At 42.6% G+C, this 13,908-nt stretch carries 13 protein-coding genes; 8 read left to right on the top strand and 5 right to left on the bottom strand.

Annotated elements, in window-relative coordinates; all coding sequences use genetic code 11:
* The 5 genes from VGA95_03990 to VGA95_03970 form a co-directional block, all read left to right on the top strand.
* A partial coding sequence (locus tag VGA95_03990) for a sulfotransferase domain-containing protein (GenBank protein ID HEX9665701.1) occupies window positions 1-560 on the top strand: 560 nt, incomplete at its 5' end.
* 547 nt (window positions 561-1,107) lie between these two features.
* Window positions 1,108-2,271: an efflux RND transporter periplasmic adaptor subunit gene (locus VGA95_03985; protein HEX9665700.1), complete on the top strand. Its 1,164-nt coding sequence runs from the start codon at window positions 1,108-1,110 to the stop codon at window positions 2,269-2,271.
* A 3-nt stretch (window positions 2,272-2,274) separates the two neighbouring features.
* Window positions 2,275-2,988 carry an ABC transporter ATP-binding protein gene (locus tag VGA95_03980; GenBank protein ID HEX9665699.1) on the top strand — a complete coding sequence of 238 codons (714 nt, stop codon included), beginning with the start codon at window positions 2,275-2,277 and terminating at the stop codon, window positions 2,986-2,988.
* 30 nt (window positions 2,989-3,018) lie between these two features.
* The gene (locus tag VGA95_03975; GenBank protein HEX9665698.1) at window positions 3,019-4,185 is read left to right on the top strand and encodes an ABC transporter permease; all 1,167 of its coding nucleotides are present in this window, start codon (window positions 3,019-3,021) and stop codon (window positions 4,183-4,185) included.
* A gap of 4 nt (window positions 4,186-4,189) precedes the next feature.
* Entirely contained in the window at window positions 4,190-5,365 is a 1,176-nt protein-coding gene (locus VGA95_03970; GenBank protein ID HEX9665697.1) for an ABC transporter permease, read from the top strand.
* 654 nt (window positions 5,366-6,019) lie between these two features.
* On the opposite strand, the gene VGA95_03965 is transcribed toward VGA95_03970, so the two are convergent.
* The 4 genes from VGA95_03965 to VGA95_03950 all read right to left on the bottom strand — a co-directional run bounded on the left by VGA95_03965 (window position 6,020) and on the right by VGA95_03950 (window position 9,593).
* Window positions 6,020-6,316, bottom strand: coding sequence for an HU family DNA-binding protein (locus VGA95_03965; protein ID HEX9665696.1), 297 nt, complete (start codon window positions 6,314-6,316; stop codon window positions 6,020-6,022).
* Between the two features lie 305 nt (window positions 6,317-6,621).
* Entirely contained in the window at window positions 6,622-7,344 is a 723-nt protein-coding gene (locus tag VGA95_03960) for a phosphoadenylyl-sulfate reductase (GenBank protein HEX9665695.1), read from the bottom strand.
* A gap of 56 nt (window positions 7,345-7,400) precedes the next feature.
* Complete coding sequence (gene sat / locus VGA95_03955; protein ID HEX9665694.1) at window positions 7,401-8,561, bottom strand: sulfate adenylyltransferase; 1,161 nt, start codon at window positions 8,559-8,561, stop codon at window positions 7,401-7,403.
* Window positions 8,562-8,585: 24 nt separating this feature from the next.
* Complete coding sequence (locus tag VGA95_03950) at window positions 8,586-9,593, bottom strand: anion permease (GenBank protein HEX9665693.1); 1,008 nt, start codon at window positions 9,591-9,593, stop codon at window positions 8,586-8,588.
* 185 nt (window positions 9,594-9,778) lie between these two features.
* Here VGA95_03950 and VGA95_03945 point away from each other — a divergent pair, with 185 nt between their 5' ends.
* Window positions 9,779-11,173, top strand: coding sequence for a sigma-54 dependent transcriptional regulator (locus tag VGA95_03945; GenBank protein ID HEX9665692.1), 1,395 nt, complete (start codon window positions 9,779-9,781; stop codon window positions 11,171-11,173).
* A gap of 200 nt (window positions 11,174-11,373) precedes the next feature.
* Here VGA95_03945 and pyrE read toward each other — a convergent pair whose 3' ends face one another.
* Window positions 11,374-11,919: an orotate phosphoribosyltransferase gene (gene pyrE, locus VGA95_03940; GenBank protein ID HEX9665691.1), complete on the bottom strand. Its 546-nt coding sequence runs from the start codon at window positions 11,917-11,919 to the stop codon at window positions 11,374-11,376.
* A 356-nt stretch (window positions 11,920-12,275) separates the two neighbouring features.
* Here pyrE and VGA95_03935 point away from each other — a divergent pair, with 356 nt between their 5' ends.
* A complete protein-coding gene (locus tag VGA95_03935; GenBank protein ID HEX9665690.1) occupies window positions 12,276-13,325 on the top strand; it encodes an ABC transporter substrate-binding protein in 1,050 nt (349 codons plus the stop codon).
* Between the two features lie 9 nt (window positions 13,326-13,334).
* Window positions 13,335-13,908: ATP-binding cassette domain-containing protein (locus VGA95_03930; GenBank protein ID HEX9665689.1), on the top strand; the 574-nt coding region annotated here is incomplete at its 3' end.

The following is a 13,908-nucleotide window of genomic DNA, read 5'->3' as shown; positions in this document are numbered from 1 at the left end:
AATTTATATATATTCATAGAGATCCCGTTACCTGTGTAGATTCGAAGCTCAAGTTCATCAAGATTTGGCGGGAACAGGCGCAACCTCCCCTATTCCTGTACCGCAACCTGGTTGGAAAACATCAAAATTTCGATCAAACGGGGATGGGTTACTTCATGGAGCAGGCCAATCGAACCGTCAATCTCCAATCTGTTCAGTTGGATGTTGTATCCATGGCCGGTGACCACATGCAGTGGATCGGTAATGCGTTGAGGGATTTAGCCACGTTGAATTCGTCCAAGAGATGTTGTTTTTTGACCTACGAGACACTCATCGATGAGCCAAAGGAATCATTGAGTAGAATATTCGAGTTCCTTAAGTTGCCTGATGAAAGCGACGATATCATCGTCAAGATGGAAGAAATAGGGATGCCATTTAGGAAGCCGGCTCCCCATATTACTCATATTTCCGAGGATGAATTACCCGCGATCAGGGAGCTCTGCGGGTCGCATCTTGAAAAATTTTCGAGTGTCATAAATTGGGAGAACTTCTTTGTAATTGGGCCTAAATCCTTATGCTGATCCTTTATCGAACGAGACCGAATAAATGGCAGGACGACCATAACAGCACTGGCGCTGAAGCCTATCGTTCGGTATACCGGCAGAACCTGCCTTTCCTAAGTAACTTGAACTTCCTCGATTGTATTCAGGAGGGTGATCGAACGACTTCCGGCCCATAAATTTCAATATACTGATGGTGTTCTATTGGTTCGGCAAAAAGGTGGCCATCTTAAACCTCGAACATCTTTTGAGGTTTCATGTTGAGAAATAAAGGGTATATTTATCCTGTTACGATTTTTTCTTGTGGGTTAAGATTGATATTTTTTATTGACTTATTAGTCTTATGTCGAGATATGTTTCTTTTTATTTTCCCGAAAATAATGAGAGTAACTTACGTCATGGTGGATTAAAGACCTGCTCGTAAGCTGACAAGCTATGAGACGTTCTCAAGACGCGATAATGAGTAGAGTAATTAACAAAGACAAATTAAAGGGCGTAGGACTTAACTTTAGGACCATGTTTTAAGGTACTCAAATTCCTTAAGGATCAAATAGGAGCTCCCTTGCAAATGGAACCTAGTGAAAAAAGAATCGATGTTTCTTCTCTTAGGATAGACCGCAGCAAACCTTCATCACGACGGAATCGCTTAAGATATTTCGTCGCACTATCAGGTCTGGCGGTTATTTGTATCCTGCTCATTCTTGGGTTGTTGGATGAGATTCCATTTTTAAATCCTATAGTGTCCACGGCCACTGTGAGCCGTGTGAGTGCTTCTGAAGCATCGACTTTGCTTACATCCAGTGGGTATGTGATAGCCCGAAAAAAGGCAGAGATTTCACCAAAGTCGGTTGGACGAATCTCATGGATAAACCTCGAGGAAGGACAAAAGGTCGAGGAAGGAGAGCTGGTTGCAAGGCTCGAAAACCAGGAGCTTAAGGCGCAAAGGGATGAAATAGCTTCCAATTTGGATAATGCAAGGACGGAATCAAGAAGGCAAGAGGAATTGTTTGCCAAGGGCGTTATTAGTCCGCAAACTTTAGATAATGCTAAGACGCAGGTTAGGGTGCTGGAAGCTAAACTCCGAAATGCCGATGAATTGATTCATAATACCCAGATCTATGCTCCTATAACCGGTGTTGTCACAGTTAAGAAGGCCTTTTTGGGAGAGACAGTAACACCCCAGGGTTTCGGGGGTGCAGGGTCTGCTGGCGCAACATTCGCCGTCATAGTTGATCTCGATTCCCTCGAAGCGGAAACAGATGTCAACGAACAAAATCTGGGGAAAATCAAAGTTGGAATGCCGGCTGAGATCATACTGGACGCCTTTCCAGAACACCGATATAAAGCCCGTCTCAGACAAATTGTTCCCACAGCGGACAGACAAAAGGGAACGGTCACCGTAAAGGTCGAATTCTTAAACAAAGATGACAGGGTGCTTCCGGAGATGTCGTGTAAAATTGACTTTTTAGATCCCGCGGTCTATAAAGACGGGATTGAAAGAAATCTAATATTGGTTCCAGCGTCTTCTATCGTAGACCATGAGGGAAAGAAGGGGGTCTTCATAGTCGATAACTACAGGGCCGGGTTCCAGCCTGTTACGACCGGCGATGAATTTGGCACCCAGATGGAAATAAGAGAGGGTCTGGCTGGTGGCGAGCAAGTAGTCAGGGAGGCCGGAAAGTCTAATCTAAAAGACGGAGATAAGATTCGGTTGGAGGATGAGGAGAAATAGCTGATGTCCGAAGCTCTTATCAAATTGGTCAATGTGGTTAAAAAATATGATACCAACTCTGAGGAAATCACCGTATTAGATGGTTTAAACCTAGGGATGTTTGAAGGGGAATTCGTAGCAATAATGGGCCCCTCGGGGTCTGGCAAAACCACCATTCTTAATCTCATAGCTGGGATTGATGGTACGACTGACGGGCAGATATTTGTAGGTCCAGATGAAATTTCAGCCATGACTGAAGGTGAACTCGCCCGTTGGCGAAGCCAACACGTTGGTTTCATTTTTCAATTCTATAATCTTATTCCAGCGCTTACCGCCTTTGAAAATGTTGAACTCCCGCTACTACTCAGTCCGCTCAGTAAATCGGAGAGACGAGAGCATGTTGAAACTGCGCTGGAAATAGTGGGGTTGACGGACAGAAGCTCGTTTTACCCGCGCCAGCTCTCAGGAGGACAAGAACAGCGTGTTGGTGTTGCGCGCGCAATTGTGACTGATCCTACAATATTACTAGCTGACGAACCGACAGGTGATCTGGATGCTAAGAGTGCCGGGGAGATACTTTTTCTGCTAGAAAATTTGAATAAGACATTCAAAAAAACTATCGTAATGGTGACCCATGATCAAAATGCGGCGGCTCGTGCGTCTCGAATTATCCATCTTGATAAAGGTCTATTGAGAGCTGATGTACCCATGAATAATAATCAGGCTATTTCTAATTAGTTTCTCCGAGGTACGGGGATCTGGAAAAACATGAAATATATTCCCTTTTTATTGAAGAATGTATTCAGAAAAAAAACCAGATCGGTATTAACAATTATTTCGATATTGATTCCATTAATTCTGATTTGTCTATTAAATTCCTTCCTCCAAGTACTAGATCAGCCTGATCCATCTGAAACGCGTGGGATGTTCCGATTGGTAACAAGACACAAAGTCGGTATAACTAACCCGATCCCCGCAAGCTATGCCGATAAAATCTCGCGTTTGGACGGAGTAATGGCTATCACTAATTTCGCTTGGTTTGGCGGTACTTACATTGACGAGAGTTCCGAGAATTTTTTTGCCAGATTTGCAGTTGAGCCCAAATCGCTATTAAATGTTTTTGATGATGCTTCTATGGTGAAAGGGTCTACAGAGGATTGGATTAACGACGCATCGGGTTGTATTGTTGGAGAAGACTTGGTAGAAAAATTTGGATGGAAAATTGGCGATAAAATTGTGATCGTGGGGACTATTTATCCAGTTACTCTCCAGCTTACAGTCCGCGGGGTATATAAGGTTGCCACCGGCGCATCTGATGCGCTGTTTTTTAACAGAAAATATCTGGAAGAAGCGCTACCCAGTTTTAAAGGGAGGGCTGGGACGATATGGACGAAGGCAGGAGATGCGGAATCGGCAACCCGGCTTGCAACTCAAATTGATAAATTGTTTGAGAATTCTGCCTATCCAACAAAGACGGAAAGTGAAAAGGCCTTCCAGATGGGTTTCGTCTCGATGCTGGGTAACGTGAAGCTATTAATAACTACGATTGGCGTAATAATTGTATTGGTTGTGATACTTATATCGGCTAATACAATTGCTATTTCCGCTCGGGAGCGAATTAGAGAGATTGCCGTTCTAAGAACAATGGGATTTACCCGTATTATGATATTGTCTTTTATCCTGGGCGAAAGCCTCGTGATGAGTGCCATAGGTGGAATATTGGGGGTTGTAATATTTGTTCTAACTTTTGATCCTTTAAAGTCTTTCCTAGCCACCACACCAATGGGAGGTCTTGCAAAAGGACTGGCCTTTTATCCGGAGACGATCTTACTGGCTATCATCGTGAGTATGATGGTTGGAATCTTCTCGGCTATAATTCCGGCGATTGGGTCTAGCAGGCGTTCGATTAGAGAGGGACTAAGATACATAGGATAAGGGAATGTCTATACCGATAAAGTACAATCTAAGAAACATAGCCGTTCGTAAAATAACAACCGGTTTGACGGCATTCGGAATCGGACTTGTGGTGGCTGTGCTTCTTTCGGTATTAGCCCTTGCAGAGGGTTTAACCAGCGTATTCAAGGCATCCGGCTCTTCTGATAATGTTATAGTTCTCAGGAAAAACTCGCAATCAGAGATACAATCGGGAATATATAAGGATCAAGTGCCATTGGTTTATGCGTTGTCAGGCATTGATAAAGGCGCTGATTATAAGCCTTTGATCTCGGCGGAGCTGGTAGTTGTAGTAAATTTGGAGAAGATAGAGGGAGGGGCTTCCAATGTTACTGTAAGGGGAGTGTCGGAAAAAGGTCCACTTTTAAGGCCTAATTTCAAGATCGTAGAGGGAAAGATGTTTAATCCCGGCGTTTCCGAAGTAATCGTTTCTCGGGGGATTTCTAAACGTTTCAAGAATATGAGTGTAGGAGACATTGTTCGTGCAGGGTCAAATAGATGGAAGATTGTTGGGATATTCGATGCGGGTGGAACCGCGGCCGACAGCGAAATCTGGTCAGATGTTCAGGGAGTAATGGGAGATTTTAAGAGAGCGATTTATTCTTCGATTTTAGTAAGAGTTTCGGATAGGGCGAATCAGAAGAGCTTTATTAACGCTCTCGAAAGTGACCAACGCCTCTCCCTGGACGGAACGGCTGAAAGAGAATATTACGATCGACAGACCGCCGTGGCTGACCCCATTAAGTTTATAGGGATGTTCATCGGGATCATCATGGCTATTGGTGCCAGTTTCGGGGCCATGAATACTATGTATGCGAATATCTCAACCCGTACGATGGAAATCGCAACCTTAAGGGTCCTTGGATTTTCGCGATATTCAATACTAACCTCCTTCGTCGCGGAATCGCTTATTATATGTCTTATGGGTGGTATTGTCGGTTGCTTGATGGGCTTAGTGATTGTGAAATTTGCTATAAGTGATGTTACTGGCACAACAAACTTTAAAACCTTCTCTGAAGTGGTATTCGCTTTTCGTTTGACACCAGGACTGATAATTACTGGGCTCTCACTGTCGCTCGTTATCGGACTTTTTGGGGGTCTACTTCCCGCTGGCCAAGCGGCATACACGAAAATTACCCTGGCATTAAGACAGAAGGAGTAGTAAGCATTTTCGTCGCGGGGTTGAAAAACCCCGCCTATAGCTATTGATGGCGGTATTTATCATGGATAGTCGGGACATTCTTGTCCCGAAATTTGAACATGTTGAAGATGCGCCCATCGTAGATCAGGATAACTTCTCTGGGTTTGCGTCTTTTTACTGACATTTGATCTCATGGGTAGGCAACGAGTCTTGCTCGTTGCACAATATTCCACCAGCAAGACTGGTGGGCTACCCGTGTCGGAGCATTGCGATTGGTGGGCAACACGCATCAATTCGACGATCTCGTAGGGTAGATTTTCATTCGTTACGTTTAATCCATGCGGGGTTGAAAAACCCCGCCTATAGCTATTGATGGCGGTATTTATCATGGATAGTCGGGACATTCTTGTCCCGATTGGGTTCCGTTCCATTAATTTTATGGCAGACTATAGTCCTCTGCTACATCTATCTCCCAATGCGATGGTCCTAGGCTCAATGCCCGCGCGCGAGCTGCACGGATTTCGCTCTATAATTCTGTAGAGCAGAAACTGACTTTTTTCAAATTAGCTTAAAGAGTATAACTTATGATATGCTTGGTCAGTCCAAATGTTAACGTCGCCCATCTGCATGATTAAATTAATTTTGAAATAAAAAAGTTGAACTGAAAAGTTGCTCTCAACTTCCAAGAATAGAATCTTTACAGGCTTTTGCTACTCTGAACTTAACAACTCTCTTAGCGGGAATTTTTATTAATTCACCGGTTGCGGGATTTCTTCCCTTTCTTGCTTTTCTTCTTGCTAGAACCAGTTTACCAAGCCCTGGGAAAGTGAACTCGCCATTCTTTCTGGCCTCTTTATACGCAAGGGCTGCCAAGTCATCCAGAATCTGAGAAGCGGTCCTTTTCGTTAAACCGCTTTTCTCAGAAATATGTGAAGCAATCTCAGACTTTGTTATCGCTTTACTTTTTGCCATCTCTCCTCCTTTGACGTATTATGTTTTTTCAATGATACAGATATTTATAAAAAAATCAATACTTTTTTTCAGTAGTGTAAAAAATCTGTTCGTTTTTTCATAAATTCTAAGTGATGAAATTCAATCAATTAAGAGTTGATAAGAAAGGTAGATATGTGCACGGGAGATGACGTTAAAATTACGAGGGTTAGGGTGGATAGTAAAAAAGAGGTATGTTAGACAGATTAATCTTCCACTCAAGAATATTAATGACGATAAGATGATTTCAGCTTTATGGATATCTATTATATGAACTTAATGCCGTTTTATTCCCTGTGATCCATGTGGAGGCCGCACTCCTTATCTGACTCGCTTTCCCACCACCATCGGCCGGCTCTAGGATCTTCTCCTTCCTTGACGGCCCTCGTGCACGGCTCACAACCTATGCTTGGGTATCCATTATCGTGGAGTTTATTGTACGGTACTTTATTGGCTTTTATATAATCCCAAACCTGATCCCATGTCCAATCTATAAGCGGATTGGCCTTTAATATCCCACCAAATTGATTATCAATTTCGAATTTGTTCGCATTGGCTCTGTTTTGAGTTTGGTCGCCCCTTATCCCGGTTATCCAGCCGTCGAGCGTTGATAAAATTTTAGTTAGCGGGTTAACCTTTCTGATCCCGCAGCAAAGCTTTCTGTTTGCTTGCGATCTGTAAAAAAGGTTCATCCCATGCTCCCTGACCATTGCCTCGACGTCGTCCTGATTTGGGAACATTACTTCGAATTTAATCTTGTATTTGCTTCTTAAGTTGTCCATAATGTCATAAGTCTCTTGGTTGAGCCTTCCGGTATCTAGCGTGAATATCCTTGCCTCTGGGTTTATCTTTGTCAGCATGTCGATCAAAACTACGTCTTCAGCTCCGAAGCTCGAGGCCAGAGCGACGTGAGGATGAAGGTTATCGAGTGTCCACTTCAGAACCTCTTCGGCAGATTTATCGGAATGCATGCTATTCAAGTCATTTAATTGGGCTTGATCAAATCTCATATTTCTCTCCCATTTTTAATTTTACGTATTATCTATTGCCTCATTTGTTATTCATTTCATTGATTACCATAGGCTTCCATCAAAATCTTTGCCACCTCCGGTCTAGTAAACTCCAGAGGCAATTGCTGTTTATTCTTAAGCAATTCCCTAACCTTCGTGCCGCTCAGGTGGACGTGATTTTCAGGTGGACAGGGACAGGTTTTTGTCGTTGCCATTCCGTTACATCTCTTGCAATAGAATGCATGATCAAAAAACAACGGCGTGATGCCAATTTCATCATGATTAAAACTATCGAAGATCTTATGGGCGTCATAGGTTCCATAATAGTTGCCGACCCCTGCGTGATCGCGACCTACGATGAAATGCGTGCATCCGTAGTTTTTTCTCACGATCGCATGAAAGATAGCCTCCTTAGGACCTGCGTATCTCATCGCAGTCGGAAGAACTGCGAGCATACTTCTATCCTTTGGATAGTAATTCTCTAACAGTTCTTCATAGCATTTTATCCGTAGGTGAGCCGGTATATCGTCCGATTTTGTTTCGCCCACAATCGGGTGGATTAACAGACCGTCAACCATCTCTAGTGCACATTTCTGTATATATTCGTGGGCGCGGTGTATTGGGTTCCTTGTTTGGAAAGCTACAATGGTTCTCCATCCTCTATTTTTAAATATCTCTCTCGTTTGTGAGGGGTCCAATGTATACTTTGGAAATTCAATATTCTGTGGTCTGTTGATAAGGCTTATCTTTCCACCTAAAAGAATACTACCCTGGCTATAAAGCACACCTACTCCAGGGTGAGCTAAGTCACTGGTTCCATAAACATTTTTTGCTTCCCTTTCTTTATCATAGAGATATTTTTCCTCAAGGATGAGTATTGCAATTATATTTCCATCATGGTCAAGAATCGACAATTCTTCACCCTCTTCAAAGCCGGTCGCCGCTTCTTCTGACACAGGAAGTGTAATTGGAATGCTCCATGGAAGTCCATCCTTAAGCCTCATATTTTCAATTACACTATCGTAGTCTTCTTTTCCCATGAATCCTTCAATGGGACTGAAAGCCCCAACTGCTATTAGCTCTATGTCCGAAATTATTCTGGAAGAAACTTTGATACTTTTAATACTTCTCGCCTTTACGAGGGCTTGTTCTCTATCTTTCCCTTGAAGTAATCTGTTTACCAGTTTTCCACCATGGGGTTGGATTATATCAGACATGATTATAAGTTCTCCTTAATTCTACTAAAAGTTTCTGCCTATGATAGCTCCGATATCATACTTGAAATATATTGAAGAGAGCATGTAACTCAATCCAATAGCGATAAAAGGCACAACAAACCAGAAAAACGCTATGCGCGCCACATGTCTATTTTGGGCCGTAGCGGGGAACCCTCTCTGTGCACAGGAAAAACCTATTATACCAGAAGTTATGATTTCAGCTAGTGAAACCGGTATTCCAAATATTGAGGCGATAAGAAGTAGCGTAGCACCGGTAAATTCAACTGAAATCGCCCTTAGAACACATATCTCAGTTATCTCCTTACCAACGGTTTCAAGAATCCTGCCGCCAAGTAGTATTGCACCTATGCCCATGGCGACACCTGCAATTATAGCGCCGGAGAATGCATTGATAAGTCCCATACCAACTAAGGGCCCTACAGCATTTGCAGAGTTATTGGCACCAGCCGAAAAGGCCACAAAGATTCCTGAAATCGTAAGGAAAAAGGATAAAATTCTATTTATTGATCTTTCTGAATAGCGATTAGTGAGAAATCTGAGAGTCTTAAAATATAAAAATCTTCCGATGGAGTAATTTAACGACCACGCGACAAAAGGAGTTATTATCCACCAAATGACTATCTCTAAAAATTTTGTTCCATTTAAAGCGTGTGAATAAAGGCCAACGCCAGCAATAGCGCAGACGACCGCGTGCGTAGTTGCGACGGGGACGCGCATTATATTCGCCCAGGAAATAAAAATTATTCCAATTATGAGAACCACGAAGACTAGACCCAGATTCGAGGAAAGGACTGACTCAGGGACCAAATCCTTCCCCAGTGTCTTTATAACAGGAGTGCCCGCAATCAGAGCCCCCAGCAAAGCGAAGACCGCGATAAGGATTATTGCTTCCCTTTTAGATCTAGCACCTGCGCCATATGCTGTGGCCATGGATGCGGCTGAATTGTTAGCACCGATATTGACAGCCAGAAAAACAGATAAAACTATAGCGATCGGGAGTACGAACTCCAATTTTATGTCTCCTTAAGATTCGGTGGTAATTGAGTTTTGATGTAAAAGTGAGTTAACACTTGCAAAAAATATACCGTTGAAAGAAAAGGTTTGATATTAGTTAATTACAAAGTCTTGATAGACACGTTCTTGATTAGATTATAATCACACTGTATATTTGTGTTACAATGAGATCCGAGAATTTAATGCGAGGGAAAGTAATATTATTATCTACCGACATTAAATTTATTAAGGAACTGGAACTTATTATACCCAGTGGTATAGAGTTATCCAGTCAAAGTAATATTGAAAAAGCGCGGGGCGCGGATGTGATTTTCCTGGATGTTGATAGTATAGGCATTAGTTGTCTTAATACGCTAAAGGATGGTTCATTTGTAATCGTTGTTACGTCCCAAAGGGGGGCGAGGTATCTTGTAGAATCAATGACATTTGGCGCTTTTGATTGTCTGTTTAGACCCTTTGATCATTCAAATGTATTGGAAATTCTAAACCGCGCTTTAGGGATAAGATCCGAACTCAGAAGCAGACTAATTCAGTTCCATGGAGATATCGAGGGCAGCAGTGTCACTTGCGCAATCGTCGGTGACTCCCCGGTTCTTCAAGAGGTATGTAAGCTTATAGGGCAGATTGGGAGAGTGGACGTACCGGTGCTTATCACTGGAGAAAGTGGAACAGGAAAGGACCTGGTTGCCGAGTCGATTTGGAAGGTAAGTACCAGATGGGAAAAGCGATTCGTGGTAATAAATTGTGCTGCGATTCCCGAAACGCTTCTTGAAGCAGAGCTATTTGGTTATGAGAAGGGCGCTTTTACTGGGGCTAGTAACCCGCGTATTGGAAAATTTGAGGAAGCTGATGGTGGGATAATCTTTCTGGATGAAATAGGAGACATGCCTCTTTCCTTACAGTCAAAGGTACTCAGGGTACTTCAGAATAAGACCTTTAACAGGCTTGGAGATAACAAGGAAATTACGGTAGATATAAGGATAATAGCGGCAACGAATAAAGACTTGGAGGATATGGTTCGTGAGGGAAAGTTCAGGGAGGATCTATATTTTCGAATCAATGTCGTAAAGGTTCATCTTCCAGCTCTAAGCGAGAGGAAAGAAGATATTCCGCTGCTTGTGGAATGTTTCACTCGCCGTCATAGCAGCCAAGTCGGAAGGGAAATACTTGGGACTACCGGGAGATTTTTAGAGACGTTGATGGAATATGACTGGCCTGGAAACATAAGAGAACTTGAAAATACTATTCGTAAGGCAATTGCCTTTACCAAAACGCCCTATCTGACTTCTTATGAATTAAAACTGGAAAATGCTCTTTCATTCTCACAAGTCAGTTCGACTGATTCATATGTCGAACCACTTCGTAGTTCAGTAAGAGGAATGCTAAACTCAAGTGGGACTAATGGAAACATTTACAATAATATCCTAAAAGAAGCTGAGAGGGTTTTACTTGAGGAGGCAATGAATACAAGTGGCTGGAACCAGTCAAAAGCTGCCAGACTTCTGGGCATTAATCGCCTGACCCTCCGTAGAAAGCTCGAAGAGTATAATATAACGTTTCCTAAGAGCTTGGTTTGATTTAATGCGATAATAATTTTTTGAAACCAAGCAAGTTTGATGTGGGGTTGGAAAACCCCGCCTATCCTTTCTGTCGTTCCCGCGGATGCTTAGCGGGAATCCATGAAAATGTGTCTGGATCCCCGACAACTATCCTCGGGGATGACAAATTAGTATCCCTGCCGGGTTGGAAAACCCCGCCCGTCCTTTCTGTCATTGAATTATTCTAACAACTCGCCGATCTGAAAAATCGAAAAAAATTCGTGACCCTTTTCTTCGACCCTTTCTCTTCCGCCTTCTTCTCTATCAACTATAACTAATACCTTTTTTACTATAGCCCCTAGTTTTTCTACAGCGTCAATAGCCCGAAAAATTGACCTGCCTGTGGTCATGACATCTTCAACTATTGCGACAATATCTCCAGATTTCAGATTTCCTTCAATCAATTTCCCTGTTCCGTGATCCTTCTCATCTTTTCTTACGATAAAACCATGCAATGGATGTTTGTTTTTATTACTGAGAGCCAGAATTGAACCAATAATCGGGTCCGCTCCCATTGTCGGCCCACCAACGGCATTTATGTCCGGGTTTTTAACAATTTCATCCAGGAATATTTTTCCTATCAGGTAAACACCTTCGGGATGGAGTGTCGTAAGCCTGGCATCAATGTAAAAATTGCTTTCTTTGCCCGAAGAGAGAACAAATTTACCGTGAAGAATGGAGTTTTCTCTTAAGATTAGTTTTAACCTTTCTTTGTCTTCCGACATGATGATTGAATCTAACACTTGATATATTTGATTGTCAATTTCTTTTATCGGTAAAGCAGGTGCGTGTTGTTGTTAAGAATCATTTGTTCTTTATATCGTAGAGGGTTTATCAAGTTTACTTCAGATTTCTAACATAGTAAGTTGTTAATACACTTTAGGAAATGATAAATTCAAAGAATGAAAATTGTAATATAAATATACACGTTGGGCATGTATTAACCAGCACATGGTTCACAAGTAATCAGATGATACCTGGATCTCGAGTAGTTACCTAATAATTTTTGGTCTGGCATGCCTCTTGCACAAATTGTCTCCTTCAAATGACGAAGACATACGAGGCACAAGGAGAATTTGAAATGAAGCGTCTATTTGTGACATTATTAGCAGATTTAGCTCTTGGATTATTATTTTTGGGATTGTCAGCAGTTGCAAAGGACTCCAATATAACTATCCGTGCAGGCCATTTTGCAAATGTGACACATGCTCAGGGAGTTATAGGACAGGGGAATGGATGGTTTGAGAAGGCTTTTGGAGACAACACAGAGGTTGATTGGAAGATATTTAATGCTGGTCCGTCGGCAATCGAGGCATTGTTTGCCGGGCAGCTTGATCTTGCTTATATAGGTCCCAATCCAGCTATTAACGGCTTTGTTAAATCTAAAGGCGAGGCTCTTCGCATTGTCAGTGGAGCGGCAAGTGGCGGAGCAGGGCTGGTGGTTAGGGCAGATTCAGGGATAAAAGCTATAAAGGATTTCGATGGTAAAAAGATAGCCTCGCCACAGTTGGGTAACACTCAGGACGTAGCACTCCGAGGATGGCTTAAAGAAAAAGGTTTTGAAGCAAAGGAAAAAGGTGGCACGGTGCAGGTGATCCCACTTGCTAACCCTGACCAATTGACGCTGTTTCTAAAAAAAGACATTGACGGAGCATGGACTGTCGAACCATGGGTCTCTAGGCTTATATTCGAGGGTGGCGGCAAGCTTTTTCTGGATGAAAGAGAAATCTGGCCCGGAGGAGAATTTGTTACTACCCACCTTATTGTAAGCACAAAGTTTTTAAAGGAACATCCGGAAATTGTAAAAAAATGGATAAAAGCCCACGTGGAACTTACACAGTGGATAAGCAAAAATCCAGAAGAGGCAAAAAAGATACTTAACGAAGAAATTAAGAGGGAGACGGGTAAAGCCCTGCCTCAAGACGTTCTTGATGCGTCAATGCAACGGATAGATATTACCTACGACCCTATTGCCAGCTCTCTATTCAAGTCTGCAAACACAGCATTTGAACTGGGATTCCTGGGCAGGGAGCAGCCAGACCTGTCAAACATTTACGATCTTACTTTACTGAATGAGGTGCTTACGGAAAAAGGTCTCCGACCTATAACACTGGATATCACGAAAAAATGAGGAGAACATATGACTAATCTAGATGTAACTGTGCAAATGGAAGGATTAAAGGGCCTTGATGAATTCAAACCAAATAAGATTATCGATATTCGAGGTGCGATATGCCCTCACCCGCTTAATGTAATTAGGGATACAATCAGAAACCTGGCGGATAGAGAGATACTTCAGGCAATATGTGATCACGAGCCTACAGCCAAGGAAAACGCCCCTAGATTCTGCGATAGAAGGGGTTTCCCTTTCAAGGTTATCGAACAAAACGGAGTCTGGCAGATTTTCATTCAAAAGATTGAAAAAACACAGCCAAGGCTTCGGGTAGTGAATGTGTCAAAGGTATTCAGGACGAATCGTGGAAGAGTCACCGCTCTTGATGATTTTAATCTAACTATTCATGTGGGGGAATTTGTTTGTCTTTTGGGTCCTTCGGGATGTGGTAAGTCCACGCTCCTCAATATGATCGCGGGACTCGACAAACCAACGCATGGAGAAATTTGGTCAAACGGAAATCGTGTAAACTCTCCTGGTTCAGACCGTGTAGTTGTTTTTCAAGAAGGCGCTCTTTTCCCCTGGCTCACAGTTATTCAAA

Source organism: Thermodesulfobacteriota bacterium (genome assembly GCA_036397855.1).
Lineage (GTDB): Bacteria > Desulfobacterota_D > UBA1144 > Nemesobacterales > CSP1-2 > DASWID01.
The sequence above is the reverse complement of the archived record's forward strand: the minus strand, read 5'-3'. Positions and strand labels throughout refer to the sequence as shown.